Origin of the sequence: Fodinicurvata sp. EGI_FJ10296 (assembly GCF_040712075.1) — a bacterium.
Lineage (GTDB): Bacteria > Pseudomonadota > Alphaproteobacteria > DSM-16000 > Inquilinaceae > JBFCVL01.
The window spans coordinates 43,166-69,876 of record NZ_JBFCVL010000002.1; the positions used below are offsets into that span (position 1 = coordinate 43,166).

General features: G+C 64.0%; 32 protein-coding genes and 4 tRNA genes. 12 read left to right on the forward strand and 24 right to left on the reverse strand.

Annotated features, from left to right (window positions below):
• Positions 1-26: 26 nt before the first annotated feature.
• Both ABZ728_RS03580 and ABZ728_RS03585 read left to right on the forward strand, forming a co-directional pair.
• Positions 27-100, forward strand: a tRNA-Cys gene (locus ABZ728_RS03580).
• Between the two features lie 146 nt (positions 101-246).
• Positions 247-322: transfer RNA gene (locus tag ABZ728_RS03585), tRNA-Asn, on the forward strand.
• Between the two features lie 132 nt (positions 323-454).
• On the opposite strand, the gene ABZ728_RS03590 is transcribed toward ABZ728_RS03585, so the two are convergent.
• Positions 455-925, reverse strand: coding sequence for a helix-turn-helix domain-containing protein (locus ABZ728_RS03590; RefSeq protein ID WP_366654389.1), 471 nt, complete (start codon positions 923-925; stop codon positions 455-457).
• A gap of 278 nt (positions 926-1,203) precedes the next feature.
• On the opposite strand from ABZ728_RS03590, the gene ABZ728_RS03595 reads away from it, so the two are divergent.
• The 4 genes from ABZ728_RS03595 (at position 1,204) to sseA (ending at position 4,604) form a co-directional block, all read left to right on the forward strand.
• A complete protein-coding gene (locus ABZ728_RS03595) occupies positions 1,204-1,815 on the forward strand; it encodes an NUDIX domain-containing protein (RefSeq protein WP_366654392.1) in 612 nt (203 codons plus the stop codon).
• A 66-nt stretch (positions 1,816-1,881) separates the two neighbouring features.
• Positions 1,882-2,892, forward strand: coding sequence for a cysteine synthase A (locus ABZ728_RS03600; RefSeq protein WP_366654394.1), 1,011 nt, complete (start codon positions 1,882-1,884; stop codon positions 2,890-2,892).
• 27 nt (positions 2,893-2,919) lie between these two features.
• Positions 2,920-3,648 (forward strand): alanyl-tRNA editing protein, encoded by a 729-nt coding sequence (locus ABZ728_RS03605; protein WP_366654395.1) that lies wholly within the window; start codon positions 2,920-2,922, stop codon positions 3,646-3,648.
• 62 nt (positions 3,649-3,710) lie between these two features.
• Positions 3,711-4,604 carry a 3-mercaptopyruvate sulfurtransferase gene (gene sseA, locus ABZ728_RS03610; RefSeq protein ID WP_366654396.1) on the forward strand — a complete coding sequence of 298 codons (894 nt, stop codon included), beginning with the start codon at positions 3,711-3,713 and terminating at the stop codon, positions 4,602-4,604.
• A 49-nt stretch (positions 4,605-4,653) separates the two neighbouring features.
• Here the strand turns inward: sseA and ABZ728_RS03615 are convergent, their stop codons facing one another.
• From ABZ728_RS03615 to ABZ728_RS03630, 4 genes are all read right to left on the reverse strand, one after another.
• Entirely contained in the window at positions 4,654-5,373 is a 720-nt protein-coding gene (locus ABZ728_RS03615) for an amino acid ABC transporter ATP-binding protein (RefSeq protein ID WP_366655081.1), read from the reverse strand.
• An 83-nt stretch (positions 5,374-5,456) separates the two neighbouring features.
• Positions 5,457-6,578, reverse strand: a complete 1,122-nt coding sequence (locus ABZ728_RS03620) for an amino acid ABC transporter permease (protein WP_366654397.1) — start codon at positions 6,576-6,578, stop codon at positions 5,457-5,459.
• Between the two features lie 2 nt (positions 6,579-6,580).
• On the reverse strand, positions 6,581-7,771 hold the full coding sequence (locus tag ABZ728_RS03625; protein ID WP_366654398.1) for an amino acid ABC transporter permease: 1,191 nt from the start codon (positions 7,769-7,771) through the stop codon (positions 6,581-6,583).
• A gap of 208 nt (positions 7,772-7,979) precedes the next feature.
• A complete protein-coding gene (locus ABZ728_RS03630; RefSeq protein ID WP_366654400.1) occupies positions 7,980-9,005 on the reverse strand; it encodes an amino acid ABC transporter substrate-binding protein in 1,026 nt (341 codons plus the stop codon).
• A gap of 280 nt (positions 9,006-9,285) precedes the next feature.
• Between ABZ728_RS03630 and metC the strand changes: the two genes are divergently transcribed.
• Complete coding sequence (metC, locus tag ABZ728_RS03635) at positions 9,286-10,464, forward strand: cystathionine beta-lyase (RefSeq protein ID WP_366654401.1); 1,179 nt, start codon at positions 9,286-9,288, stop codon at positions 10,462-10,464.
• Positions 10,461-10,874 carry a phosphoribosyl-AMP cyclohydrolase gene (gene hisI / locus ABZ728_RS03640; protein WP_366654403.1) on the forward strand — a complete coding sequence of 138 codons (414 nt, stop codon included), beginning with the start codon at positions 10,461-10,463 and terminating at the stop codon, positions 10,872-10,874. Before metC ends, hisI begins: the two co-directional genes overlap by 4 nt.
• A 45-nt stretch (positions 10,875-10,919) precedes the next feature.
• Here the strand turns inward: hisI and ABZ728_RS03645 are convergent, their stop codons facing one another.
• The 4 genes from ABZ728_RS03645 to ABZ728_RS03660 form a co-directional block, all read right to left on the reverse strand.
• Positions 10,920-11,198, reverse strand: a complete 279-nt coding sequence (locus ABZ728_RS03645) for a hypothetical protein (RefSeq protein WP_366654404.1) — start codon at positions 11,196-11,198, stop codon at positions 10,920-10,922.
• 156 nt (positions 11,199-11,354) lie between these two features.
• Positions 11,355-11,431, reverse strand: a tRNA-Arg gene (locus ABZ728_RS03650).
• 103 nt (positions 11,432-11,534) lie between these two features.
• Positions 11,535-11,891, reverse strand: a complete 357-nt coding sequence (locus tag ABZ728_RS03655; protein ID WP_366654405.1) for an ETC complex I subunit — start codon at positions 11,889-11,891, stop codon at positions 11,535-11,537.
• Between the two features lie 52 nt (positions 11,892-11,943).
• A tRNA-Pro gene (locus ABZ728_RS03660) sits at positions 11,944-12,020 on the reverse strand.
• 197 nt (positions 12,021-12,217) lie between these two features.
• Here ABZ728_RS03660 and ABZ728_RS03665 point away from each other — a divergent pair.
• Both ABZ728_RS03665 and ABZ728_RS03670 read left to right on the forward strand, forming a co-directional pair.
• A complete protein-coding gene (locus tag ABZ728_RS03665; protein WP_366654406.1) occupies positions 12,218-12,445 on the forward strand; it encodes a hypothetical protein in 228 nt (75 codons plus the stop codon).
• Positions 12,446-12,723: 278 nt separating this feature from the next.
• Positions 12,724-13,200, forward strand: a complete 477-nt coding sequence (locus ABZ728_RS03670) for a hypothetical protein (protein WP_366654408.1) — start codon at positions 12,724-12,726, stop codon at positions 13,198-13,200.
• A gap of 202 nt (positions 13,201-13,402) precedes the next feature.
• Here the strand turns inward: ABZ728_RS03670 and ABZ728_RS03675 are convergent, their stop codons facing one another.
• Positions 13,403-13,750 (reverse strand): hypothetical protein, encoded by a 348-nt coding sequence (locus ABZ728_RS03675; RefSeq protein ID WP_366654409.1) that lies wholly within the window; start codon positions 13,748-13,750, stop codon positions 13,403-13,405.
• A gap of 204 nt (positions 13,751-13,954) precedes the next feature.
• Here ABZ728_RS03675 and ABZ728_RS03680 point away from each other — a divergent pair, with 204 nt between their 5' ends.
• On the forward strand, positions 13,955-14,275 hold the full coding sequence (locus ABZ728_RS03680) for a hypothetical protein (protein WP_366654410.1): 321 nt from the start codon (positions 13,955-13,957) through the stop codon (positions 14,273-14,275).
• 35 nt (positions 14,276-14,310) lie between these two features.
• On the opposite strand, the gene ABZ728_RS03685 is transcribed toward ABZ728_RS03680, so the two are convergent.
• The 11 genes from ABZ728_RS03685 to ABZ728_RS03735 form a co-directional block, all read right to left on the reverse strand.
• The gene (locus ABZ728_RS03685) at positions 14,311-15,141 is read right to left on the reverse strand and encodes a DNA adenine methylase (RefSeq protein WP_366654411.1); all 831 of its coding nucleotides are present in this window, start codon (positions 15,139-15,141) and stop codon (positions 14,311-14,313) included.
• A 74-nt stretch (positions 15,142-15,215) separates the two neighbouring features.
• Positions 15,216-15,746, reverse strand: coding sequence for a glycosyl hydrolase 108 family protein (locus ABZ728_RS03690; RefSeq protein ID WP_366654412.1), 531 nt, complete (start codon positions 15,744-15,746; stop codon positions 15,216-15,218).
• Positions 15,747-15,789: 43 nt separating this feature from the next.
• Positions 15,790-16,170 carry a hypothetical protein gene (locus tag ABZ728_RS03695; protein WP_366654414.1) on the reverse strand — a complete coding sequence of 127 codons (381 nt, stop codon included), beginning with the start codon at positions 16,168-16,170 and terminating at the stop codon, positions 15,790-15,792.
• A gap of 28 nt (positions 16,171-16,198) precedes the next feature.
• Positions 16,199-17,278 carry a contractile injection system protein, VgrG/Pvc8 family gene (locus ABZ728_RS03700; RefSeq protein ID WP_366654416.1) on the reverse strand — a complete coding sequence of 360 codons (1,080 nt, stop codon included), beginning with the start codon at positions 17,276-17,278 and terminating at the stop codon, positions 16,199-16,201.
• Positions 17,279-17,283: 5 nt separating this feature from the next.
• A complete protein-coding gene (locus ABZ728_RS03705) occupies positions 17,284-17,508 on the reverse strand; it encodes a tail protein X (RefSeq protein ID WP_366654417.1) in 225 nt (74 codons plus the stop codon).
• Positions 17,505-17,942 carry a phage tail protein gene (locus tag ABZ728_RS03710; protein WP_366654418.1) on the reverse strand — a complete coding sequence of 146 codons (438 nt, stop codon included), beginning with the start codon at positions 17,940-17,942 and terminating at the stop codon, positions 17,505-17,507. Before ABZ728_RS03710 ends, ABZ728_RS03705 begins: the two co-directional genes overlap by 4 nt.
• A gap of 6 nt (positions 17,943-17,948) precedes the next feature.
• Complete coding sequence (locus ABZ728_RS03715; RefSeq protein WP_366654419.1) at positions 17,949-20,264, reverse strand: hypothetical protein; 2,316 nt, start codon at positions 20,262-20,264, stop codon at positions 17,949-17,951.
• A gap of 9 nt (positions 20,265-20,273) precedes the next feature.
• The gene (locus ABZ728_RS03720; RefSeq protein ID WP_366655082.1) at positions 20,274-20,426 is read right to left on the reverse strand and encodes a GpE family phage tail protein; all 153 of its coding nucleotides are present in this window, start codon (positions 20,424-20,426) and stop codon (positions 20,274-20,276) included.
• Positions 20,399-20,677: a phage tail assembly protein gene (locus tag ABZ728_RS03725; protein WP_366654421.1), complete on the reverse strand. Its 279-nt coding sequence runs from the start codon at positions 20,675-20,677 to the stop codon at positions 20,399-20,401. Before ABZ728_RS03725 ends, ABZ728_RS03720 begins: the two co-directional genes overlap by 28 nt.
• A gap of 51 nt (positions 20,678-20,728) precedes the next feature.
• Positions 20,729-21,226, reverse strand: coding sequence for a phage major tail tube protein (locus ABZ728_RS03730; RefSeq protein ID WP_366654422.1), 498 nt, complete (start codon positions 21,224-21,226; stop codon positions 20,729-20,731).
• Positions 21,223-22,416 carry a phage tail sheath subtilisin-like domain-containing protein gene (locus ABZ728_RS03735; RefSeq protein ID WP_366654423.1) on the reverse strand — a complete coding sequence of 398 codons (1,194 nt, stop codon included), beginning with the start codon at positions 22,414-22,416 and terminating at the stop codon, positions 21,223-21,225. Before ABZ728_RS03735 ends, ABZ728_RS03730 begins: the two co-directional genes overlap by 4 nt.
• 90 nt (positions 22,417-22,506) lie before the next feature.
• On the opposite strand from ABZ728_RS03735, the gene ABZ728_RS03740 reads away from it, so the two are divergent.
• Positions 22,507-22,782, forward strand: a complete 276-nt coding sequence (locus ABZ728_RS03740; RefSeq protein WP_366654424.1) for a helix-turn-helix domain-containing protein — start codon at positions 22,507-22,509, stop codon at positions 22,780-22,782.
• Here ABZ728_RS03740 and ABZ728_RS03745 read toward each other — a convergent pair.
• The 3 genes from ABZ728_RS03745 to ABZ728_RS03755 are packed head-to-tail and all read right to left on the reverse strand — an operon-like array spanning position 22,779 to position 26,681.
• Positions 22,779-23,138, reverse strand: a complete 360-nt coding sequence (locus ABZ728_RS03745; protein ID WP_366654426.1) for a tail fiber assembly protein — start codon at positions 23,136-23,138, stop codon at positions 22,779-22,781. The two genes, ABZ728_RS03740 and ABZ728_RS03745, sit on opposite strands and share 4 nt — an antisense overlap.
• On the reverse strand, positions 23,135-24,439 hold the full coding sequence (locus ABZ728_RS03750; RefSeq protein WP_366654427.1) for a phage tail protein: 1,305 nt from the start codon (positions 24,437-24,439) through the stop codon (positions 23,135-23,137). Before ABZ728_RS03750 ends, ABZ728_RS03745 begins: the two co-directional genes overlap by 4 nt.
• Positions 24,432-26,681, reverse strand: a complete 2,250-nt coding sequence (locus ABZ728_RS03755) for a phage tail protein I (protein ID WP_366654428.1) — start codon at positions 26,679-26,681, stop codon at positions 24,432-24,434. The genes ABZ728_RS03750 and ABZ728_RS03755 overlap by 8 nt, the downstream gene beginning before the upstream one ends.
• Between the last annotated feature and the right edge of the window lie 30 nt (positions 26,682-26,711).

The window sequence follows — 26,711 nt, forward strand, 5'->3', positions numbered from 1 at the left end:
ATACAGTTTCTGTTGAGGCGGGCATCGGCGCGGTGGCTGAGTGGTCAGGCAGCGGACTGCAAATCCGTGTACACCGGTTCGATTCCGGTCCGCGCCTCCAATGTCGTTGAAGCAGGCTTACCGTTATCGGCAGTTATCCGTTGGTTTATCGGCTGGCCGCGTGAATTTTTAGAAATTTGGTGTTGGAATTCACAAATCGGCTTTGCTATAAGCCTGACAGGTCATCGCGAACTTAGTTCGCTCTGATCCCCGGTAGCTCAGTTGGTAGAGCAGGTGACTGTTAATCACCCTGTCGCTGGTTCGAGTCCGGCCCGGGGAGCCATCTTTTAAGGGTCGAGAGCCGCATGGTTCTCGGCCCTTATTTTTGTTTGTTTACATGCAGATTGCGCGATGACTGGTGCGAAACGCCCCCCATTGTGGAAAATTGGGGCGGCACCCGCCCCAACGCTCCCCATCATTCGTCCAGTGTAGCCAGTTCGGTTTCGTCGACTTCCTCACGGCTCAGCGCACGGGCAAGATCAACCAGCCGTTTTCTTACGACCGGGTCAGTGATCCGATAATAGGCGCGAACCAGCTCAAGCGTTTCGCGGCTGGTCATGCGGTCCGGCGTATCGGCTGCTTCGGTATCGGCCGGCGTCGGCGCCACCGTCGGCAATCCCTCGAAAAAGTAGGTGACCGGTACATCAAGAATTTTTGTCAGAAGATACAGCCGGCTGGCACTGATGCGGTTGGCACCGCGCTCGTATTTCTGAACCTGCTGGAAGGAAACGCCGAAAGCTTGCGCAAGCTTCTCTTGACTCATGCCCAGAAGCGTTCTGCGCTGTCGCAACCGCTTGCCGACATGAACGTCCACTGGGTCGGGTCCATCTTCGGCAATCGTTTTGCGGCGTCGCTGCGGGGGTTGTCTCGTTGCTGTTTCTACCATTTGTCCTGTCCTGAATTGGCCCTAGGCTATAGTCGAAGCCGTGTTGCCATGTATCGGCAGCGTCGCAGGTTGCACACCTGGCCGACGGCCACAACTCATTAGTAATCAATTGATATCATCAGTAGGTCAGGGCGCAACTCGTCCAAAAGGATATGTCGCAGGCTGCTCCGGGCATCGAGCGCCGCGCGACAAGGGCGAATCGACGCTGGAACGTCCGAATTCCGGCATCATCGCCAACCATTCGACATCATGCTCGGCACACGACTGGAATACCACCCATGGATAAAAAATTTGATCGACGCGTTGAATTGGTGGGTCGCGACCGCATTCACGACGGCTTCGTCAAACTCGACAAGATCATGATCCGCCACTCGCGATTCGACGGGACCATGTCCAAACCACTCGAACGGGAGGTGATTATCAGGCGTCCGGCCGCGGCCGTTCTACCATACGACCCTCTGCGCGACCGGATCATTCTGATCGAGCAGTTTCGGCCCGCTCCCTATCTGGTGGAGGGTCCATCCTGGATGATCGAACTTGTGGCCGGCCTGATCGATCCGGGCGAATCGCCAGAACAAACCGTTCGCCGGGAAGCTCTTGAAGAAGCAGGCCTGACTATCGGCCGCCTGGCGAGAATCGGGGCGTTCTATTCCAGCCAGGGAGCATGCACCGAAAAGGTCACCTGCTTTTGCGGCGAGGTCGATTCAACGCGCGCCGAAGGTCTGTTCGGTGCCAAGAACGAAGACGAGGATATCCGGGCCTATTCGGTACCGGCGGACCGGTTTGTCGATGAGGCGCTGTCGGGTAAACTCGACAACGCGACGGCTCTCGTCTGCGGCCTGTGGTTCGCTGCGATGCGCGCCCGCGGCTCGGGTATCTGGACGGCTTGAAACCGATGGTTTACACACCGATATCGCAGTAAATTCACTGTTTTACACCAATCGATGAGGTTTTCTGTGAGCGACATCCGCAAGGGCTTCGTCGGGGCCGTTGGCAACACGCCACTAATCCGATTGAATCGGCTCTCTGACGAGACCGGGTGCGAGATACTCGGCAAGGCCGAGTTCCTCAACCCTGGCGGCTCGGTCAAGGACCGAGCCGCACTCGCCATCGTTCGGGACGCCGAGGCGCGCGGGATGCTCCGACCCGGCGGCGTCATCGTGGAGGGAACCGCCGGCAATACCGGCATCGGACTGTCGCTGGTTGGAAATGCCCTGGGGTATCGGACTGTGATCGTCATGCCGGAAACCCAGTCGCAGGAGAAGAAAGACGCACTCAAGCTCTGCGGTGCCGATCTTCGGCTGGTCAAGGCCGTACCCTATAAGGATCCGGGCAATTACGTGAAGGTGTCCGAGCGATTGGCCGCCGAATTGGCTGAATCCGAACCCAATGGTGCCATCTGGGCGAACCAGTTCGACAATGTCGCGAATCGCGAGGGGCACCGGGCGACGACGGCGCGGGAAATATGGGATCAGACCGGCGGCAGGATCGACGCCTTTACCTGCTCTGTCGGCACCGGCGGAACGCTCGCCGGCGTCGCAATGGGGCTTAAGCAGCATAACGCCTCGATCCGCACGGTCCTCAGTGACCCGATGGGCTCGGCCCTTTATTCCTGGTACGTTGAGGGTGAACTTCGCGCCGAAGGATCATCGATCACCGAAGGCATCGGTCAAGGTCGGATCACGGCGAACCTCAAGGATGCCCCCATCGACGGGGCACAACGAATCTCCGATAGCGATGCGTTGACGATGGTCTTCCGTCTGGTCCGGGAAGAAGGCTTGATCATGGGCGGCTCGACCGGCATCAATGTCTGCGGCGCCGTCGAACTGGCGCGCGAGATGGGGCCCGGACACACCATCGTCACCGTGCTTTGCGACCTGGGCAGCCGATATCAATCGAAGATTTTCAACCCGGCCTTTCTGCGGGAAAAAGGGCTGCCGACACCTGACTGGATCGGCGACGCCTGAGCGCAGAGGCGACAACGGAGTCGATCGATGCCGCAAACCGAAACGCTCTTTCGTGCTGCACCCTATGATCGCGAAATGACGGCCACGGTAACCGGCCACGCCGAAGGGGGCGTCGTCCTCGATCGGACGGTATTCTATCCAACTGGCGGCGGCCAGCCCGGAGATAGCGGCGTCCTTTCGACCGGAGATGCAATGTGGCCCGTATCAGAAGCCATTTACGGCCAGTCCCCGGGTAACATCGTTCACCGGCTGGACGGCGCGGACCCCCTGCCCCCGGTCGGTTCAACGGTGACCGGCATCGTCGATTGGGATCGCCGGCTGGGGCACATGCGGATTCACACGACGCTGCATCTGCTGTGCGCTATCGTCGACGGCTGGGTTACCGGCGGGTCAATCGGCAAGGACCGCGGAAGGCTTGATTTCGACCTCGAAACGGCGCCCGACAAGGACGCGCTGACCGACCGCCTCAACGTCCTTATTGCCGCCAACCATCCGGTCGTTGAAGAATGGATCGATGAGGCCGAACTGGATTCAAACCCCGAAATGGTTCGCACATTGTCGGTGAAGCCGCCACGAACCGGCGAAGGCCGCATACGGCTGGTCCGAATTGGCCCGCCCGACGCACCGATCGATCGCCAGCCATGCGGCGGGACCCATGTCGCGTCAACAGGCGAAATCGGGCCGGTCACCGTTGCCAAAATCGAGAAAAAAGGCCGGCAGAACCGGCGGATTGCCGTGGCTCTGGCGACCGGCTGACCTGATCAGCCGGCACGGGCATCGAGCGGCTCCCAACATCCATTTCAGTGAGAGACAAACCTATGGCGGCAGCAGGTGAGTTCACGGATCCGATGATATCGGTCGATTGGCTGCGAAAAGCGATCAATGACCGGTCTGGGCCGGACAACACGGGTATCAAGGTGCTGGATGCAACATACATGATGCCTCAGTGGCAACGCGATGCCCGCGCAGAATTCGCGAAGGGACATATTCCGGGCGCTCGTTTTTTCGACATTGACGCAATCTCCGATCAAACACGCGACCTGCCGCATATGGTTCCGACCCCGACAGCGTTCGCCGATGCCGTCGGCGCGCTCGGTGTGGGCAATGCGGACCATGTCGTCGTCTACGACACTCACGGGCTGCTCAGTGCGGCACGGTGCTGGTGGATGTTCCGGCTATTCGGCCACGACAATGTCTCGGTTCTGGATGGTGGACTCCCGGCCTGGAAGTCAGCCGGCCTGCCAATCGAAACCGGCCCCGCTGTCTGCGCCAGCACGCAGTTCCAGGCGCGCCTTCGTCCGGAATTGATCCGTTCTCGCGAGCAGATCGTGTCGGTCGTTGAGGGGGCCGGCGGACAGTGTCAGATCGTCGATGCGCGCGCCGGAGAACGGTTTGACGGGACAGTGGACGACGGATGGCCGGGTCGGCGCCGCGGGCACATTCCAGGCAGCCGGAACCTGCCATTTGTAGACCTGGTTAATCCGGATTCGGGCCTGCTGCACGACGCGTCGATCCTGGCACAGAAGTTCGTGCAGGCAGGGATCGATGTCCAACGGCCGGTTTGCACCAGCTGTGGCAGCGGTGTGACGGCTTGCGTGCTTGCGCTCGGCCTTCACCGCCTGGGTGTCATGGATGCAGCCGTTTATGATGGATCATGGGCCGAATGGGGCCTCGATCCCTCCCTCGCAACGGAAACGGGCCCCGCTCGATAAATCGGCGGAGCCCGACGTTTCGAAATCCGTTGTCAGCCAAAGGATCCGGTCAGTGACCGAGGATCTGGCTGAGGAACAATTTCGTACGGTCATTCTCCGGGGCGTTGAAGAATGTCTCGGGATCTTTTTGCTCGATGATTTCGCCCTGGTCCATGAAAATCACGCGGTTGGCCACTTTACGCGCGAAGCCCATTTCGTGGGTGACGCACAACATCGTCATCCCCTCCTCGGCCAGCTGAATCATCGTGTCGAGCACCTCCTTGATCATCTCCGGATCGAGTGCTGAGGTCGGCTCGTCGAAAAGCATGATCTTCGGCTGCATGCACAGACTCCGGGCTATGGCAACACGCTGCTGCTGGCCCCCGGAAAGCTGGCCCGGATATTTGGTCGCCTGCTCAGGAATACGAACCCGCTCAAGGAAATGCATGGCCAGATCCTCGGCTTCCGCCTTTGGCATTCTGCGCACCCAGATCGGCGCCAGTGTCAGATTCTCGATGACCGACAGGTGCGGAAATAGATTGAACTGCTGAAACACCATACCGACTTCGGAACGGATCGTATCGATATTCTTCAAATCGTTCGACACAGGGGTTCCCTGAACCAGCAGTTCCCCGGACTGGTACTCCTCCAGGGCATTGACACACCGAATGAGCGTCGATTTTCCTGAACCTGAAGGACCGCAGATGACGATTTTCTCGCCGCTTGCGACATTCAGGTTAATGTCCTTCAACACGTGGAAGTCTCCGTACCACTTGTTGAGGTTGTCCATGACGATGACCGGCGCATTGGTGTCCGGGCCCGATTGCGGCTCCGCATGGCTGGAAGCGGTAGCGATCATTGGCAATTATCCTCCTATCGGCGCACGTCACGGTTCAGGGTCCGTTCGAGATACTGGCTGTACCACGACATGAAGTAGCAGAAGATGAAATAGATCACGGCGATGAAGAAGTACGCCTCCTTGTAGAACCCTCGCCAGGAAGGGTCGGTGAGCGCCGATTTGGCGGCTCCTACCAGATCGAACAGTCCAATGATGATGACCAGCGAGGTGTCTTTGAAGAAGCCGATGAAGGTATTCACGATCGGCGGGATGGATATCTTCAGAGCCTGCGGCAGTACGATCAGCCGCATCTTCTGCCAATACCCGAGACCCAGACTGTCGGCAGCCTCGTACTGGCCACCGGGAATGGCTTGCAATCCACCGCGCACGACCTCTGCCAGATAGGCGGACGCGAACATTATCATCCCGATCTGTGCTCTCAACACCCGATCGATGCCGACACCGGTTGGCAGGAACAACGGAATGATGATCGACGACATGAACAGGATCGTGATGAGTGGAACACCCCTGATCAGTTCGATATAGACGATCGACACTGTTCTGATGGCCGGCATGGTGGAGCGCCGGGCCAGCGCCAGCACGATCCCGACCGGGAACGCCACTGCCAGCCCGATTGTTGCCAACCCGAGTGTCAGCGGCAGCCCACCCCACCGCGATGTTTCGACCGGCGGCAGACCCAGGACACCGCCCGCCATCAGGCAGCCGATGATCGTGCCACCCACGATCCAGGCGGCAATCAGCCAGGCGTTCCAGAAGAAACGGTTTAGACTGGCGCCGATCAGCCCGAGCAGCAGCATTACCGACAATGCCGGTCGCCACTGTTCATCATAGGGATAGAGGCCGAACAGGATCAGGCGGGCCTTCTCGTGAATGAACGCCCAGCAGGCGCCGCCGGCCGCTCGACATACCTCCGGAGGCGCAGCCCACCAGACGGCGTCGCTCACGAGCCACTGAAAGATCGGCGGGATAAGGACGTATAGAAGCCAGAGCAGAACGAGCGTTATGACGCTGTTATACCAGTTATTGAACAGGTTCGCCCGCAGCCACCCAAGGATACTCAGTGACACCGCAGGTGGTCGGAGTTTTCCCTGAAGCGCCGATTGAACCGGTGCATTCGATGCTGACTGATCGGTCATGGCTACCGCTCCACCAACGCGATATGTTTATTATACCAGTTCATGAAGGCCGATATCGAAAGACTGATCGATAGATAGACCGCCATGAATATGCTGATGGCCTCGATCGCTTGGCCCGTCTGGTTAAGGGTCGTATTGCCCACCGACACCAGATCCGGATATCCAACCGCCACGGCCAGCGAACTGTTCTTGGCAAGATTGAGATACTGGCTTGTCGTCGGCGGGATAATGATACGCAACGCCTGAGGCAGTACGACGAGCCGCATGATCATATTGCTGCGCAAACCAAGGGCCGCGGCCGCTTCGGTCTGACCATAACTCACGGCCAGGATGCCTGCGCGGACGATCTCCGCGATGAACGCCGCCGTATAGAACGTCAGTCCGAACAACACCGCAGCGAATTCCGGGCTGATTGTCCGACCGCCCCGGAAATTGAAGCCTTGAAGTTCGGGAATGCTCATCTCAGTCGGTGCGCCGCCAAGGACCCAGATCGCGAGCGGGAGGCCGATGATCACCCCGGCGGCAGTCAGTGCGACCGGGAACGGCTGGCCGGTCGCATCCTGACGACGTTTGGCCCAGATTTTTATACCAATCGCCAGTCCAATACCGATCAGCAGGCCTGCCCACATCCAGGGATGTATTGGATCGGCCGCCGGAACAGCCATCTGGATCCCGCGGTTCGACAGGACCAGTCCGGTAAACGGCTGCAACGCGGCCCGTGGCGATGGCATTGATACGGTGATGATCGCGTACCAGATGAAGAGCTGCAGCAACAACGGTATGTTGCGCATGATCTCGACATAGACGGCAGACACCTTCGCCAGCAACCAGTTCGACGAGAGCCGCATGATGCCGACCAGTGTCCCCAGAATTGTCGCCAGGACAATACCGAGGATGGCAACCTGAAAGGTATTGAGCAGCCCTACGATGAACGCTCTGCCGTAGCTGTCGGCGGCACCATAGCTGATAAGACTTTCGCTGATCTCGAATCCGGCTTCCCGGTCGAGGAATCCGTAGCCTGTCGCGATGTTCTGGCGTTCAAGATTCACGAGCAGATTCGAAATCAGATACCAGCCAACTGCGACGAGGATGACAACAAGCAGAGTTTGATAGAGTACCGATCGCACGCGCGCGTCATAGAGCCAGCGGCCCTTCGGAATCGGCGCCCGATGAGGATGGGTTTCGACTGTCAACCGACGTCTCCCCAGGCGATTAATGTGTGAAGCCCCATGTATATTGCGTATGCCGTAGAGCCCGCAAAGACGAACGGCCGCTACGGTTATTCTCTTCTCGCCGGGAACCCTGTTGGCTCTCTTATCGACGGAAGCGATATAGCCGTGCGGCCGTAATCGCCGGCACGGGCGGCTCCGCCGGAGCCGCCCGTGCCGCAGTCACGGGAGTTTACCGTACTGGCATCGCATACATGATGCCGCCGTTGGTCCAGAGATCGTTGACGCCGCGATCCAGACCGACGGCCGTATCCGGCCCGACGTTGCGATCAAAGATCTCGCCGTAGTTTCCAACTGCCGCGATGACGTCGTAGGCCCAGCTTTCGTCGAGGCCGAGATGCTCACCCATGCCCGGGCTGACGCCGAGCAAACGCTGAATGCCCGGGTTCTCGCTGTCCATCATCTCGTCGAGATTCTCGGAGTTGACACCGAGTTCTTCGGCCTCGACCAGTGCGAAAACGACCCATTTGACGATGTTCAGGAACTGGTCGTTCCCCTGACGCACGGCCGGGCCCAAGGGCTCCTTGGAGATCGTCTCCGGCAGGATCACATGGTCCGACGGGTTGTCGGCAACCGTTGCGCGAATCGACGCCAGGCCGGACCGATCCGTGGTGTAGACGTCGCACCGACCAGAGAAGTATGCGGCGTTCACTTCTTCGAGCTGCTCGATGACGACCGGCTCGAACTCCATGTCATTGGCACGGAAGTAGTCGGCGAGGTTCAGTTCGGTGGTCGTGCCCGGCTGAACGCAGACGCTGGCGCCGTCAAGGTCCAGGGCGCTATCAACTTCGATATCGGCCGGAACCATGAAGCCCTGGCCGTCATAGAATGTGACGCCGGCGAAATGGAGACCAAGTGAGGTGTCGCGGGTAAGGGTCCAGGTGGTGTTTCGCGACAGGATGTCCACTTCGCCCGCCTGCAGCGCCGTGAAGCGCTGTTGCGCGGTCAACGGCGTATAGCTGACGGCGTCATCATCGCCGAGCACGGCGGCTGCGACGGCCTTGCAGACATCGACGTCGAGGCCCGTCCAGTTGCCTTCGGAGTCAGGATTCGAAAAGCCGGCCAAGCCGGTGCTTACACCGCAATTCAGCTCGTCACGTTCCTGGATTGTCTGGGTGAGATCCTGCGCCGCGGCAGTACCGATCATTGCGAATGCGGAAACCGCCGCACTGGCGGCCAGAAGGGTCTTAATTCTCATTAGATATGCACCCTAGTCGTTTGTTCATAGGTGAAGCCTCTCAGAGCGGTCTTCGCCGCCCCTGACCGCATTAGTAGCAAGCTTGGCGCCATGATTGAAACAAAATCCACCTATTGGTTCAATTGAACCCCCTCAATCCTCCGGTGTCGGGAGCCCCCACCGGTGTGTTATTCGGTTTGACGGCACTCCCTAAGCGACGGAAACTGGCCATTGATGCTGCTGCGACCAGGACGTGCGCGTGTGATTTTTTGTCTCTTATGATGAAGCGGGCCATGATGTCATGAAGAACCATCGGACGAAGACGATCCTCACTCATGCCGGCCGCGATCCGCGATCGAATTACGGAATCGTCAATCCGCCAGTCTATCATGCGTCCACGATTCTGTTTCCAGACATCGAATCAATGGAAGAAAGCGCGAAACGGCCTTTCGACGGCTATCGCTATGGCCGCAGCGGTACACCGACGACAACCGCGTTCGAGCAAGCCGTCACGGCGCTTGAGGGCGGACACCGTTCTGTGGCTGTCAGCAGTGGCCTTGCCGCCATAACGGTTGCCATCGGCGCTTTCGTGCGAGCGGGCGACCATCTTCTGGTCCCCGATAGCGCCTATCCCCCGACCAAGGCCTATTGCGACAAGGTGCTCGGGCGCTATGGTGTCGAGACGACCTATTACGATCCTGAAATCGGGGCGGGAATCGGCGACCTCATCGCTTCGAATACGCGGATGATCGTGCTGGAGAGTCCGGGATCGCAAACCTTCGAGGTGCAGGACGTGCCCGCGATCTCGGCGACTGCCCGTGATCGCGGCGTCGTGACGATGATCGACAACACCTGGGCCACCCCTTTGTTTTTCCGGCCATTTGACCACGGCGTGGATCTGTCGGTACACGCCGCGACCAAATACATGGTTGGTCATGCGGACGCGATGATGGGAGTGATCTGCACGAACAGCGAGGAGCATTTCCGTGCCGTGAAGACCGAGTGCTACCTGCTGGGACATTCGGCCGGTCCCGATGACCTGTATCTGGCACAGCGCGGACTCCGGTCTATGGCGGCCCGTCTGGCACAGCATCAGACTTCGGCGCTGCAGATTGCCCAGTGGCTCGAAACCCGGCCGGAAGTTGCGCAGGTTCTTTATCCCGCCCTGCCGAGCCACCCGGGGCATGAACTCTGGAAGCGCGATTTCCACGGCGCTTCGGGCCTGATGTCCATTGTGCTGAAGCCGGTCGATGCCGCCGCAGTGGCCCGGATGATCGACGAAATGGATCTGTTTTCAATCGGGTTCAGTTGGGGCGGCTATGAGAGCCTGATCGTGCCTCAGAACCCGGAATCGCACCGTCGCACCGTACCATGGACGGCCGAAGGGCCTCTTATAAGGCTGCATATCGGGCTCGAGGATGTCGACGATCTGATCGAGGACCTCGAAGGCGGCTTCACGAGGCTGAAGGCCGCACCATGACGCAGCAGCTCCCCCAACCCGCCATCGACGCCACCCTGGCCGAACTTTGCTTTAATAGCGATGGGTTGGTATCGGCCGTCGCTCAGCAGCATGATTCGGGCGAGGTGCTAATGGTCGCCTGGATGAACGCAGATGCGGTCCGCGAGACACTGAAAACGAGTCAGGTCTGCTACTGGTCGCGCTCCCGATCGAGCCTTTGGCGAAAGGGAGAAAGCAGCGGGCAGACACAGCGACTGGTTGGAATGCGGATCGACTGCGACGGAGATTGCCTGCTGCTGCTGGTCGATCAGAAAGGCGTCGCCTGTCATACCGGCCGCAGATCCTGCTTCTATCGCGAGGTGGGCACGCAGGGCCCGGAGATCATACATGGCGTGCAGACGGACCCCGCGAGCCTTTACGGTTCCGCGTGATCCCGACCGGCGCGCACCACTGGACCCGCTACCCTGCACACCCCGTCATCGGCTTTCAATTGCGGCGACCATGCGGTCGTGAATGATACGCACCGTCTCGCGCGAGATGTCATCCCCGGACAGTGCCTCTGCCGCGCTGTCCGACAGATGCCGAGGAAGAATGACGTAGCCCGCGCCCTCCAGCGCCTCGATTGCCGCCGATGCCTCACGTCTGGTCGCCTCGCGGGCGTCGTGCTTCGCCACGGCCCACCAACCTTTACCGCCGATCGCCTGCCCGATTGCCTGGGCCATGGCCTCGGTTAGTGCCTTGCGATCTACCATCATCGCGATGCTGCCCCACCCGGATTGTTCGAGATTGTTCGGTTCCAAACGGCGCGATGTCGCGCCCGGATTACCAGTTAGATGGGGCTACAACTCGTTGACGCAACAGCAGAACCGGGAAAGACGGAAGTTTCGATCTGCGATCAGAAGCAGGTGCGGTGGTGACCCCGGCGTGATTCGAACACGCAACCGTTCGCTTAGAAGGCGAATGCTCTATCCGATTGAGCTACGGGGCCTCGCTACAAGCCACATCTCGACGCCATGGACCCTCACCGTTGTAACTGCGAGTCCGTGCGGAAACAAGACCGTGATGTGGGCGTATGTCAGGTATCGGGAGCGTCAGGCTGTCGGGCGTCGCTTGAAGTTGTCAGCGTAATTGCGCGGAACAACGCGGCGTTGATGTTCGGGCTCCACAGTATAAGAAAGCCCCTTACGCTCAGCGAATGCGATTGCATCTTCTTTGGTTTCGAAGCGCAGCGTTACCTGATTGAGCGTGTCGCCAGCGGACACCCAACCCATCAAGGGTTCCGGTCGCCTTGGTGTCGCGGGTTCGTATTCCAGTACCCAGGATTTGGTCTTTCCGCGACCCGACTGCATCGTCGTCTTGGCCGGCTTGTAGATTCGCACGTTTGCAGTCATCCCGACACCCGAACTCCGACGTAAATAGGCCGACGCGATGCGCTCATCATCAGCCAACCCTTCATTGGATCCGCAATTCCCGGCAGCCGCGTGCTGACGGCGAAACCAGTGGTCGGGGCGGACGGATTCGAACCGCCGACATCCTGCTCCCAAAGCAGGCGCGCTACCAGGCTGCGCTACGCCCCGATCCCGGTACCGCGCGGAAACTAGGCGGTTGAGACGCGTCTTGCAAGAGCCGTGATTGGCAGAAATGGGAACAAATGCGAATGACGTGACGCAATCGCGTCACGTATGCGTCACGCCATGTTCATGTTGGGTTCTAAGTTTGCGGGAGCGAACTTAGTCGGGCTATGTCATTCTGGGCAAGCCTACGGATCAGCAACATGACCATCCTGATGCTTCTCCGTCGGATGGGCCGTGTCGGTCTGGTGGTGCATGGCTTCCGCTCGACGCTTCGGGTTTCGGTCGCCGAGACGACCAGCTATCCCTCCGACATCGCCGAACATGCCCTGGCCCACATTGTCGGCCCGGCGGTCGAGCGCGCCTATCGGCGCGGTGGCGGTTTCAAGAAACGACAGGCCCTAATGCGGATTGGGCTGAAAACGGTATAACGGGGCCACGATGGTCGCAGTGATCTGGGAAATCATCATCCAGGGGCGGCGGTGTCGGCATAGCCGACACTTACACCGCAGAAAGAGCGAATGGGCAGATAAACCACTTCTCGACCCGCATACCGCGTTTATAGTATCTTATACACTGGCGCTGATTGACAGAGATCGCAGGCGTATTGCAGGAGATTGAATATTTCTTCTAATAATTCGCGTGATTTAGATGCCTATTATCGTTATGATCATCAACAGACAAATCACTATAGAAGGCAGTTGGCAACATGAATAACTACAGTGAAACAAAAAGTTTGTTGCGCTTCATAGAAAATCTCGGATGGTTATCTGTTGTAATTGGTATCTCTCTTATAATATATGCAATAGCTTCTATTAATAGCCAGAGTGGAGCCTACGTTGCGCTTGTTTCATCATACATCACATTCGGAATAATATGTATTTCAACTGGAATAATTCACGTTGCTGTTGTCAGGGTTGGTTTAGCTATAATCGATAATGCAGAACATACTGGTAAAATTCTTTCGATATTAAGCAAACAAAGTTCTGCAATGGACGGATCTTTACATGAGAGTACCGAAAGCAATCAACATGAGGGCGAGATTATTAACAAAGAAGATATACCAGAGGGTTCTAGATTATATCACAATAAAATCATCCATTCTATAGACAATAAATATTGCGTGGATGGGAATTATTTCTCGACACTCGGTATGGCGAAAGAGTATATAAAAAACAACATTTAGATGCCGATAGGGCAATGTTTTGTGTGCCCCTTAACATTTACTGAAGCCTCTGTGTGGAGTATCTAGCTAGATCGGTTAATACCAATTCCTTCCACACGCCATCAGTTATTCGACTACCATTTTAGATGCAATGGAATCGGCCTTCATCTCCGGCAGTCGGGAGGAACGCCGCAGTAGCCACTCCGACGTCCTCCCTGTGCATTTACGATGATAGCCGAGCCTCGACCAGTTCACGCACGCCGGCTTCGGACAATCCAAGCCGACGGGCGGAATCGGGAACATGGTCGAGGACATAATTGACGGCCTCGGCCGTTGCGCGGCTGCGGACGTCGATCCGCTCGATGTCTTCGCCCTTGCCACGGGCATTGGCGATCGCGCGGCGGGCGCCCCAGGATGCGGCTTCCTGGACGCGGCGGGCGAGGGTATCCTCGACCCGCACGCCGACCAGCTCGCCGGCGCGCTTGATCAGCCAGCCGGCCGCGGTACTGACGCCGGCGACGCCGAGCGTGATGGCCAGATCGATGACAGGGGCCAGGTCGACTTCGGTCATGGTCTTTCCTTTTGAGGTAACATTTTCAGATGAGGGTTCACGGTGGTTTGCCGGTTCGGCCTACCCACCGGCGAATCGACGAGGCCTGCTGCGGCCGGTGATTGCGTTTGTCGGCGGATGCGATCAGCGCTATAGGGGCGACGGCGAGACCGTCACCAGGAACGGCCCCCGGCAGGCCCCGTCACGCCAACGATCGAGGTAAGGATGAACTGTCGCCGCGGATCGTCCGGGCGTGATCGCCGGCCGTGTGCCGACGACGTGGCCCGGTTCGAGGGTCTCGGCGCCGTCGTGATCGGCGGCGAGACGGTCTATTTCGACACGGAGCGCCGGCCGATCCGGGCCGGCGACCGCGTAGTCGCGTGCATTCGTCTCGGGACCGACGAGACGACGGTGCTTTGTGTCGGTGATGCCGTCGACGGAGAAGATCCGGCTGGCGAGCTTGCCGATATCAGGGTCATCGGCGGCGGCGTGGCGCCCGGCCGGATCCTCGGCCGCCTGGTCCCTGCGGTTCAGGCCATCAAGTAGCAGTTCCAGTTCGTCGAAATCTCGGTGCGGGACGGTCAGACATTGCTGATGATCAGTTCGCACGCTGGCGCGGTGCTGCCGGTCGCCTTGACGCTGTATCGGGTCGCGACGGTTTCCTGTTCGAAGCCGGCGAAGATCTCGCGCAGCGCCGGCCTGTCATTGAGGGACAGCAGGAACCGGCCCTGGATCGCGGCCAGGATTTCGGCCAGCCGGGCGAAGTCGTCGCGGCCGAACATCCCCTTGCCGTAATCCGTCTCGCAGCCCCAATAGGGCGGGTCGAGATAGAACAGCGTGCCCGGCCGGTCGTAGCGCGGGATGAACCGGTCATAGGGCAGGCATTCCACCGTCACGCCGGCGAGCCGGGCGTGGACGTCCTCCAGCATCGGCCCCAGCCGGGTCAGGTCGAACCGACCGGGGCGTTGGGGCGTCACACCGAAGGTCCGGCCGGCCACCTTGCCGCCGAAGGCAGTGGCTTGCAGATAGAGGAACCGGGCCGATCGCTCCAGGTCTGTCAGGGTCTTCGGGTCTGTGGCGGTCAGCCGGTCGAACTCGGCCCGGGTCGTGATCTGGAACCGGATCATGTCGCGGAACGCCGGATAGTGGCGCTGGATCACCCGGAAGAAGGTCGCCACGTCGCGGCTGTAATCATTGATCACCTCGGCCTTGGGCGCCGAGCGGCGGCGCAGGAACACCCCGGCCATGCCGACAAAGGCCTCGGCATAGGTGGTGTGGGGGATCGTCTCGATGCGCTCGGTCAGGCGCCGGGCGAGGTTGCGCTTGCCGCCCAGATAGGGCGCGACCGGCAGGGTCGGGGTGACCGGCCGCATGTCGTCGAAGGCGGTATCGCCGGTGGCTTTGGAATTCATGGTCTCTCTCGGGGTTCAGGCACAAAAAAACCCGCCGGAGGGCGGGCGGATGGGTCGTTCGTGTGGAAGGGGGATCAGCCGGCGACCGCGATGGCTTCGGCCGCGCGGCGGGCGGCGACGGTGCGGCGGGCCCAGCCTAGCCCGAAGGTGCCGAAATGGCCGAGCTGGCCGTAATAGTGCAGCCGTCTGGCGGTGATCTCGTCCAGTATCGCCGGGTCATCGCCTTCACGGCGGGCATAGCTGACCGTCTGCGGCCCGATCTTGCCGTCGACGATGGCGCCGACGGTTTGTTGCAGGATCCGTACCGCCCGGTCCGGGCCGGCGTTGACGCCCATGTCGAAAGTGATCAGCGCCACTGCCGGCGTCAGCTCGTCGCCCAGCAGCGCCTGCCAGTAATCGTCGCGATAGATTGCCCGGACGGTGGCGCCCGGGATCGCCTTCAGCTCGTCGACCGTGGGCGTATGGTGACCATGCCGGCGCGCCCACCGGCGGAAGGTCGCCAGCGTGATGCCTTGGTTCGTGGCACCGCCAGGATCCTCGGGATGGTTGACGAAGCCGCCCTCGTGGTCGAGCACGAAGGCCAGCGCGGAATCGAAGGGCGTCATGGTGGATGATCTCCTGTTGTGGTGGGGGAATAGGGATCGGGCCTCAGCGCAGCATTTCCTGCAGGCCGAGAATCATGGCGGTGATGGTGCCGCCGATCAGGGTGGTGAGGATCGCGCGGCGGGTATGGCGCCCGACCGCCTCGTGGGTCTCGCGCTGCCGGCGCAGGAACTGCCGGTCCTTCTGGTATTCCGGATCCGACGAACGCAGGCGGGCCTCGCGCAGCCAGTCGGCATCCTGACGGACCGAACGCGGGTCCTGGGCATCGAAGCCGAGCCGCTCCAGGACGTCGGCGACCGCCCGCCGGGCCGCCGCTTCGGCGGCCTCCTGGACGATGCGGTGCAGGTAATCCTCGCTCAGATGGGCTGCGGGCATAGGGGGGACATTCGGCCGGATCTCGGCCGTCGCGGAATCGCTCGCCGGCATGGCGGCCTCCTTTGTCGGGTGGATGGGGTTAGAGCGCGTCGTCGGGGTGCGGGGTGGCGCGCGCCGCCAGGGCGGCGGGGTCGGACTGATCGGGGGCGAAGGTCTCCGCCCGCAGCCGCAGGGAATAGCCACGGGCGGCCAGCCGATGGGTGACCCGGGTGATGCGCCAATCGGTCGGGATCTCCGGACGCCAGTCGGCCAGCCGCAGCCGACCTTCCGCAACGACGTCGGCGCGCCCGGGCAGTGTCAGCGACAGTTCCGCCTTGTTGCGTTCCCGGGTGTTGGTCTCCGTTCCGACGGCAGCGCGGGCCTCGGCCTCGGAGTGATGAATCCAGGTCACTTCTTCGAAGGGCGGGGATCCGCGTTCCACCGATCGGCGTTCGCCCGCCTCATGGTCCCACCACCAGGCGCGCATGCCACCGCCCTGCCCGGCCTCGCCGGATTCGCGCCGCGCGGCGTGGGTATAGGACCAAGTCGACACGTCACCGGGTGTCAGGGTCAGGACGTCGAGCGCCTCGCCCGTCGCCGCCCGGGCACGGCCACGCGGGGCGAGGATGAGCCAATCGCCATGCGGTCGGGCGACGGCATCGTGGCCGCGGGCGATCCGGTTGAGGAATGCAAGATCGGATTCGCCCTGCTGGTCCGCATGCGGCACCGGCAGATCGGCGAGTGCGGCGTCGACGCGCGGGTCGAGGCCATGGTCGCCCGCCACCCGCCGCGCGATGTCGCCCAGCGTCACCCGGTGCCAGGACCGGGATTGGCGCGAGCGAATCGGACCGGCCATGGCGGCGGCCCGCGCCTTGATGTCGAGCCGCGCCGGCGGACCAGCATAGCCCAACTCGTCGACCCGGTAATGACCGATCTCGGCCAGGCCGGTTTCGCGATAGCCGAGCCAGAGATCGAGCCGGGTCCCGATCGCCGGCAACGCCACCGGCCGTCCCTCGCCGTCCGGCCGATCGTCGATCTCCAGCGTCAGCCGGTCGGACTTGTCCTCGGCCTGATCCTCGACCGAAAGCGACACCAGCCGGTCGGCAATGGACTCGGTGATATCGGTATTGTCGGCCACCAGCCGGAAGGCCGGCGTCCAGTTCTCGGGTGTTTCGGACATGATGATTATCCCCAGATGCGGATGACACGGCGTTCGGGCGCGGGCGGCAAGGGCGGCAACGTGATCCGGACCCCGGCGGGCAGGATCGGACCGAAGGACTCAAGATGGCGGTTGGCGGCGATGACGCGCTCGACCACGCCTTCGGTGCGGCCGTAATGCCGCCAGACGATCTCGTCGAGGACGGCGCCCTCGGTGGTGATGACTGTCGCCGTGTCAACGGGCGCGGTCACGATGCCCCCTGCCCGCCAGCGGCATCCTCGCCGAACTTGACCAGCTGGAGCGTGAACTCCTGTTTCTTCGGGCGGCCATCGGCGTGGAAGACGCTGGCGGTCTCCTTTACCTCAGTCAGACACCAGAGACCCCAGACCCGGCCGGTGCCGTCCACCAGGTCGAGCGGCTCGCCGGCGTCCGCGCTGCGGCGCATGGCGTCCAGTTGCTCGAACCCGCCCCGGAACTCCGGATAGATCACGCCATCCAGCGTGACCGTCTCCGCACCCGGCCCCAGGAACTGATGCGCCGGCGGACGGCCGATCCGGTCCTGCGGTTCCCAGCGCCACTGGGCCACACGGTCGAGCCGCTGATAGGCGGCCGTGTCGAGCGAGAAGCGGAAATCGCCCAGCGCCATCATGATGTCGGCCATGACGGTCTCCTTCTGATCGTTCAACCGGGGTTAATCGTTGAACCGGTCGCGGGCGGCCGCGCCGGCATCCTCGAACAGGTCGGGCAGCCGCTCGCGCAGTTGCCGGATCACGTCGTCCGGATCGGGCCCCTGGGCCGTCACCTGGACCGCACCGGGGGCGATGGTGATCTGCACCGGCCGGGTCTGTTCGCCGAGCACGCGGCCGGCGGCCCCCTCAGCCGCCGCCGCTCCGGTACCGGTCGCCTCTTCCAACAGCGCGGTCAGCGACGCCATGTCCGCCGGGTCGGTCCCGGTCGTCCCGATGCCGGCCGTCGGCGCCGCCGCGTCCAGCGCCGACAGGCTAGATTCGGTGGCCGGCGCGGCAACCGTCGGCACGTCTATCTCGGGCAGCGCGGTGTCGGCCGGATCGAGGGTCGGCAGCGACGGCCGGGGCGGTGTGGCGCGATCGACGACAGTCGGCGCCGCGATCTCGGGCACGTCCACCGCGACGGTATAGCGCGACGGGTCCGGGGCGGCGCGGGTCGCCGCCGGTGTCTCGGTCGTGGGCAGCTCCGGCACCGCCAGACCCGCTTCGGCCTCTTCGCGCAAGCGGGCGTTCTCGGCGCGCAGACGGTCGCGTTCGCGCGCGAAGGCCTCGTCGTAGCCGGCACCCGGTCCGGGCCCCTGCCCGCTCGTCTCCCGCCGCGCGGTTTCGGCGGCCCGGGCGTCGATCTCGTCGTCGGTCAGCGGCGTGGCCGTGACCTCGATGCCGAGGCGTTCCTTGACCCAGTCCGGCATCCAGGCGGTGAGACCGGATATCGCTTCGCGCAGCCAGGCGGTCAGGCGCTGCCAACGCTCGGCGATGCCCTCGGCCAGCCGGCCGATCCAGTCGCGGCCGACCTCGAACAGGTCGATGCCGAACAGCGCCTCGACGATTCCGTTGATCGCCCGGGCCACGATCACGCCCGGATTCCAGTTCCACAGGAAGTCGGTGATCCAGCTCAGGGCGGCGCCGGCCGTTTCCTTGACCCACGCCCACATCCCGGCGAACCACGCGCTGATCGGTTCCCAATGCTGGTAGATCAGATAGGCCGCCCCGGCAACGGCGGCGATGCCGGCGGTGATCCAGCCGATCGGGGTCATCATGAACGCGACCCCGGCCCGGATGGCGGCAAGCGCCATGGCGCCCAACCCGGTCACGACGGTCGACAATGCCCCGGCCAGGCCGATCAGCCCGGTCGCCAACGACACCGTTGCCGCAATCACCGGGGTCAGGACATACCCACCAAGCGCCAGCAATGCCCCGTTCAGCGGCCCGCCGACGACCTCGGAGACGCGGGAGAAGGCGTCCCAGGCCGTGGCCAGACCGTCGGTCAGTTCAGCGATGCGCACGCGGATGTCGCTGGCCGGATCGGCCAGATCGGCCATGACCTGGGCGAAGCGTCCGACCCAGGCTTCGATGCGGGACTGGATCAGATCCTGGTTGGCGGCCAGCCACCCGCCCAGCCGCTCGATGACATCCTGGATGACCGGCATCAGTTCCAGGCCGAGCCGGTTGCGCAGGCCCGTGACCCGGTTGGACAGGTCGCCCAATGCTCCCTGATACGCCTGGGCGGAGTCCAGCGCGTCATCGCTGAAGATGTTGCCGGTTTCCTCGGCCTGTCGGCCCAGGTCTTCCAGCCCCGCCGACCCGTCGGCCATCATGTCGACCATGGCCCGGCCGGACCGGCCCATCAGCTGCTGGGCGAGATAGGCCCGGCGGGTCGGATCCTCGATCGCCGCCAGGGCATCGGCCATCTCGTAGAGCAGCTGGTCGGTCTCGCGGATGTTGCCCTGCTCTTCCTGGACCCGGACGCCCAGTTCGCCAAAAGCCGCGCGCAGATTGTCGTTGCCCTCGATCGCCTGCTGGGACGATCGGCCAAGACGCTCGATGGATCGGTCGAATGTAGCGACACCGACGCCGGTTTCCTCGGCCGCGAAGCGCAGGCGTTGCAGGGCATCGGTGCCCATGCCGAGGCGCCGGGCGGCGATGATAAGTTCATCGCCCTGCTCCGACACCCGGTTGGTCAGGGTGAAGAGCGCGGCCGCAGCCCCACCGCCACCAAGCCCGGCGATCGCGGATAGCTGCCCCAGCCGGCCGATCGACTGCTGGACGCCGGCGCCTAGCCCCATCAGCCGGCGCTGAACGTCGGCGACCTGGGCACCCAGCCGGGAAAACCCGGTCTCCCGCGAAAGGGCGCGGACGGATCGGGTCAACCGCCCGATCGGACTGGTCATCCGCTGGATGGCGTCGTTCATCCGACGCACCGGGGCCGACAGCCGATCGAGCGCCGCGATCTCGATCGTGGCGGTGGTCCTGGAAGACATGGATGCGCCTCACATGCGGGGACTGAGCGCCTTGTGGCAGGCGATCGCCCGGTCGGCCCAGGCGACCAGCTCGGCCGGGGTCAGCTGGTCGATCTCCGACAGCGGCCAGTGGAAGACCGCCGCAACAACCGCGATCAGCGCTTCGAGGCCGCGCGACCCGATGGTTTGCCGCGCTTTCCCAGCATTCCCTCGATCGCCAGGGCGATGGCCTCGAAGTCCTCGACATCGATCTGATCAACTTCTTCGGGACCCAATTCAGCCAGCTGGCCGACCAGATAGAAGGTCTGTTCGGCCTGATTGCCGTACTCCTGCATACGGCGCAGATCGCCGGTGCGCGGTCGGCGCAGGCGCAAACTCGTGCGCCCGTCATCCAGCGGATGGGACAGGGTGATTTCCGTGACGGCTTTGGTCATCGCTCAGGCTCCAACGGGTTGTGATAAGGGGGGAATAGCAATGGGGGTGGTTCAGATGCCGAGGATCTCGCGCCGCTCGGCCAGATGGTCGACACCGTCGATGCGGCGGACCGTGTTCATGATGTCGATATAGGCGGCTTCGCGGCCGTCGATGGTCAGCTTGTAGAAGGTCAGCGTCCCCTCGCCCGACAGCTTGCCGGGGGAGCCGGGCTGCCAGGCGCCGGCATCGACCTTGGTGAACATGCCGCGCATCTGGGCCAGGACGGCCCGGCTGGGCTCGCCCTGGGCCTGGATCTCGCCGCGCACGGTAATGGGCAATTCCGGCTTGGCGAACACCCGGTGAACGCGGTCGTCGAAATCCTTCAGCCCCAGCGAAACCCGCAGCTTGTTCATGCCGATATCGATATCGACCGGGGCGTCCATGCCGGCGCCGCGATACTCGTCGGTGTTCAGCTCCAGCACCGGCAGCGTCACCTCCTCGGCGCGGCCGATATAGCCTTCGCCGTCGATGAAGAGATTGAAGTCCTTCAGGACACGCGGGTGTTTCATGCGACCAGTTCCTCCAGATAGCCGTCGGTCATCATCGACCGGAACGTGATGTGTTCGGCCGGATACGGCGCGGTGAAGTCGAAGTTGAAGTAGACCTTGCCCTGGGAGATGTTGGCGGGCGTGTTGAGGTCGGGATCGGGCCAGCACTCGCCGCCCAGGATCGCGCCGCGGGCCTTGAGACTGCGCAGATAGCCGTTCACGCCTTCGGTCACGTCCTCGATGTAGGTCCGGGAGATGGCGCGATCGACGGCCCAGAGATGCGCGCGCTGGACCGACTCGTTGACCATGTCGGCGGTGCGCCGGACGCTGAGGAACGCCCAGCGCGGATCCGACGAACAGGTGCGGTTGCCCCACAGCCGATAGCCGTTCTCGCGGATGACGGTGGCGACGTCGTTCTCGTTCAGATAGTTGGCGCGTGCGTTGCGGTCGCCGAGCCGGAAGTCCACCGGCCGCGCGGTGCCGATGATGCCGAACAGCTCCTGGTTCGATGGGCTCCACCAGAAGCCGCGCTCGGCGTCGATGCGGGCGATCAGCCCGGCCACGGCGGCGCTGACCGGGACCGTGCGGATCCCGCCGCGATCGACCCTGACATGCGGATCGACCAGGAACACGCGCGCGCTGCCCCAGTCGCCGCGATACCCGATCGCCGCCTCATCGGTCGTGTCCGGGCCGTCCGCGATGATGGCGGCGCGCAGCTGCTTCGCGATCGCCTGCAGGGCGGCGACCACCGGGTTGGCCAGCAGCCGGTCGGGATCGTCCGGGTCGGGCGGGCGCTGATGGGTGAAGCCCGGCGCGATCAGCAGGCGCGGCGTCAGCCCCAGCCCGGACTGGGCGGCCTTGAGCGCATGCACGCCGGTATAGGCGTCGGTCTCGGCGTCGACCCCGCCGATGACGTTGGCGCGGGTGTCGCTGTCGTCACTGCCCTCGGCCACCCGGATGACCACCACCATCGCGCCGACCTGGTCGAAGATCGAGGCAAGCGCGTCGGGCAGCGTGCCGGCCTCGCCCAGTCCGGCCGCCTCGCGGCGACTGCCGGCGACGAGCACCGGCGTGTCGAGGGGAAAGACTTGCGCATCGGCGTCGGGCGCGGTGCCGACAACGCCGATGACGCTCGAGCGCACCGTGCGGATCGGGCGTGGGCCGTGGTCGATCTCGACGACCTCGACGCCGTGAAGAAAGGAATTAGGCATACGATCTCCTGTGGTTGAGCAAAAAAAACCCGCTCGCTGGCGGGTGGTGTTAGGAAGGCGCACGAGTGATGGACCCACGGAGACGAACAAGTGCCTGATGACCGCGAACTGTCGCTCGCCGAAGCCATTCGCCGGAGCGTCGATCAGTTGACGCCGGCTGCGGTTTCACGACGGGTGAACGCCGGTGAGAACCCGGTGCGGGTGTGGCGGGAGCATCGCCGTATGACGCTTGAGGCCCTGGCGGCCGCCGCCGGTGTCGACGCGGCTGACCTGTCGGCAATTGAGTCGGGCCAGAAAGACGGCAGCCAGTCGATGATGGAAGCCATCGCCGGGGCCTTGAAGGTCGATCTCGACGATATCGTTTAGCCGTCAGTCACCGAAGGCGGATCCGGCCAGACAACCGCCGCCGGGTCGTTGAAGGCGTCGGTGATGTCGCGCAGGGCCTTGCGATAGCCGCGCCAGGCCTCTCGTTCCGCGTCGCTCAGATCGGCGTCGGGCAATTGGGTCCAGTCGCTGGCGATCAGGCGGTCGTCGCGCTCGCGGCGGATCGCGGGCCAAGTGACGGTTCCGGCATCAGTTGGGGGCGGGGCGAAGACCGTGCCGTCATGGTGCCAGCCGACCTCGGCCGCCTCGGGCGCGTCGACCCAGTGAAGCGGGGCCGCCACCGGGAACGCTTCGCCTTCGATCTGTTCGATCCGGCCGTTATGGATCAGTGCTTTCATGCCAAAGCCTCCAGTTCGATCAGCATCATCAGCCCGTGGGCGCCGCGACCGCCCCGGCCATGGGCGTTCTTGTAGTTCGTGCTTGCCCCGCCGCCACCGCTCCCGGGCGCGGTGCCGTCAGTGCCGTCGATCACGACATAGCTGTTCATCCGGCTGATACCGCCACCACCCCAGAAGCCGGCGCCGCCGAAGCCGCTGGGAACGCCGCGCCCCCGGATCACCGGTGCCGATCCGCCTGCCTGACCGCCGAGATTGAGGTCGCCGCCATGGGCGCTGCCACCGAGCCCGCCACTGCCGCGCCCCGTCCCGCTATCACGGTTGACGGACCCGCCACCGCCGCGCCCGCCGGTCGCCGTGGCGTGGGCGCCAAACGACGTCGCCCCGCCATGACCGCCCTGATCGTGGCCGTATCCGCCGGGTCCGCCCCAGCCGACCCGGATATTCTCGGCCGTGTTCAGGGCCGTTGCCGGCCGGCGCCGGAGAAAGGTGCCGCCGGCGCCGCCGCCGGAGCCGACCGCTTCGCCGCCCGCCCCGGCTTCAGTGCCGCCGCCCCCGCCGCCGGCGGCCGTACCGATCGCCCAGACTTCGCGCAGCCAGACGGGCTTGCGATAGCTGTGATCGCCCGGATTATCGAGGATGGTCACCCGGCGCGGCCGCAGGCCGGCGGCAAGCGCGTCGTTGACGGCGGCGATCACGGCGGCGGCCGTGGGCAGGCCGGCGGTGGACGGGTCCGCTTTGTCGATCGCGTCGATGACCGGCCGCCAGGCGGCGTCATCGAGATCATCGGCCAACGTCCCGATCGCCTGCGTCAGATCACCGGCCATCGCCCCGACCGTCTGGTCGACATAGGCGCGACTGGCCGTGACCACTGTCGGGTCGATCAGCAGTTCGACCGAATCCGCGTTGACCACCTCCAGGATCACCCGGATGATCAGGTCGGAGCCGGTACCGGCGATCAGCGTCGGCTTGTAGGTCGGCGGGAACTTGGCGATCGCGATCAGGGCGCCGTCGCTGTCGATCAGCCCGACCTCGCGCACGTAATGCCCGCCGACCGACATCGGCACCACCACCTCGACCACCACCCAATGCGGGTTGGCGGGATCGACGGTGATCCGGTTGACCGGCCGGCGATGCCATTCGCCGACCAGTGCCGTCTGGTCCGGCGTCGGGTCATAGCTCGTCCCGCCGCCATCGCCCAGCGCCGCCTCGGCAATGCCCAGCGGGCTATCGTCGGCCATGGCGGCGGCCAGCTCGGCCCGGCCGGCATCGGTCAGGATGGTGTAATAGTCCTGGTCAGGCATAAGTATCCTCGTTGTGGGGGGCCTCATGGTGAGCGGGCACGGTGACGGCCGTGACGGTGTGGACCGCACCCGCCCCGGCGGCGGTGCCGGCGATCGGTCCGGGCGGATCCCAGATCGGGGCGACGGTGACCGCCTGACCGGCGAGTGCGGCCGGGGCGGCATGAAACGGCGTCGCGGCCATGGGCACGACCAGGGTCAGCCGGGTCATGTGGCTGCGGGTGTTCTTGGAGGCGGCGACGGCGCGGCCGAGATTGCGGGTCAGCCCGCGCTCGATACCGCCGGCGCGGGTGACGGTGGCGCGAAAGGTGTAGGGCGGCCCGGCAGGGTCTTCCTCGAACCATTCGGTCAGTACCGAGTCGTCGACGCCGAGGCTGGCGAGTGCCGATTCCACCGCCGCCGGGGTGCCCCGGATGCGGTGGGTGGCGATGGCGCGGCCCGAGACCGCGCGCTTGGTGGCGTCGGGCCAGGTCGTGTCCCAGATATCGACGGCGCGCTCCCAGGCCTGCCAGGGCAGCAACTGCGAGCGGACCCGCTCGGGATCGGCGTTGTGTCGGTGCAGTGCCGGCAGATCGGTGGTGCGAACGGTCACGGCCTCGAGCGCGCGCATTTCGTTGGTGGCGCTCGACGGCAGCAGCGTCGGGCGCGGCTTGGCGGTTGCGATCGCCGCCCGGCCCCGGTTGCCGATGCGCGATCGGGCCCGGCCGTAGTGGGCGGCGGTCGTGGTGGCATTGCCGCTGCCGATTGCCCGTGTTGAGGCAACGGTGACCCTAAGGCCGGTTGTCGCGGCGCGCCCGGTGCCACCGGCAACAGTTCCGGCGGCGCCCCGCCGGTACGGTCGACCGTGCCCGGCGATCCCGAATGTGAAAGCGGTCGCCCCGGTGCGGTCGGCCCGCTTGTGGCCGGTGCTGGCCAAGGAAACGTCGACCCGCGATCCCGCCCCACCACCGGCGATCCGGCCGGCTGAGACATCGAGGGTTGCCCCTGCCGTGACGGTGACGTCGGCGGTTACAATCTGCGGCTCGGCCGGCGCGTCCGTGATCGCCACGCCGGCGGCTCCGACGGTTACGTCCGTCTTGATCGTTGCCGGTGTCCGGATCAATCTGAAGGCAGCCGCTGGAAGATCTACGGCGGCCCGCACGTTGCCGACGACGCGGGCTGTTCTCGCGGCTGCGGCGGCCCCGATCACCCCCACCGTCAGGGCCGCCGCCTCCCCCGATCGGCGCGCGACCATCGGAGTAACCCTGGCCGTCGAGACGATCCCGCCGCCACCGCCGGTTCGCTTGCGGGCGACGGCCGCAAGCGTCGCCGCAGCCCGGGCGTGCGCCGCCCGTTCGGCCTCGTGGCGCCAGTGTCCACCGCCGCGCACGCCCGGTGCGGCCGCCGTCGAGGCGGCGCGGTCGAAGCTGTCATCGGTCCAGATCACGGCGCCGGTACCGGCGTCGAGCAGCGCCGCTTTGGGGCCAATGCCCCAGGCGCCGGCGGTCAGCACGGTCCCGTCCGGCGTCACCGACAGGGCGCGGATCTGGCCCGGGTCGCCTGCAGTGCTCGACCAGACGACCTCGCCGTCGCCGGTGTACTGACGGGCGACGATGCCGGCATCGGGGGCGCCGCCGACCGTGACATGGCCGCGATCATCGACCGCGACGGCCCAGATATAGGGGGCCGAGCCGAACGATGCCGACCAGCGCGGGGCGCCATCGGCGTCATAAGCCGTCAGATGCCGGCCATCGCCGTCGGCGCTGCCGGTGGCGATGACCCCGCCGGCTGAGGTCAGCGCGACCGCGATCGCGGCGGCGCCCCGCTCGACCGCCCAGATCAGGGCACCGCCGGCGTCGCGGCGCTCGACCCGGCCATCGACCCTGGCCAGCGCAATGCCGCCGTCGCGGTCGATGGCAACGCCCCAGACGTCCGAATTACTCTCTATCGTCCATAGCGGCGCGCCATCGGCGTCGAAGGCGGCCACACCGCCGGCGGTGGCGGCGACCACGGTTCCGGCCAGGTTGACGGCGACGGCGCGCAGGGTGCCGCCGGCCTCCGCCGACCAGATCTCGGTCCCGTCGGGGTCGAGACGACGGACACGGCTCGCACCACCGGCGACCAGCCAGCCGTCGCGATGGCGGGCCAGCGCCGTCGCCCGGACCTCCCGCGCCCAGAGCGGGGTGCCGTCGGCCGCGAATCCGCGCAGACCGGTCCCGTCGGTCAGCTGATCGCTGCCGACAAGATAGGGCGCGGGTTCGGTCATGAGGGCCTATGGAAGGGAGCGGGGCAGCAG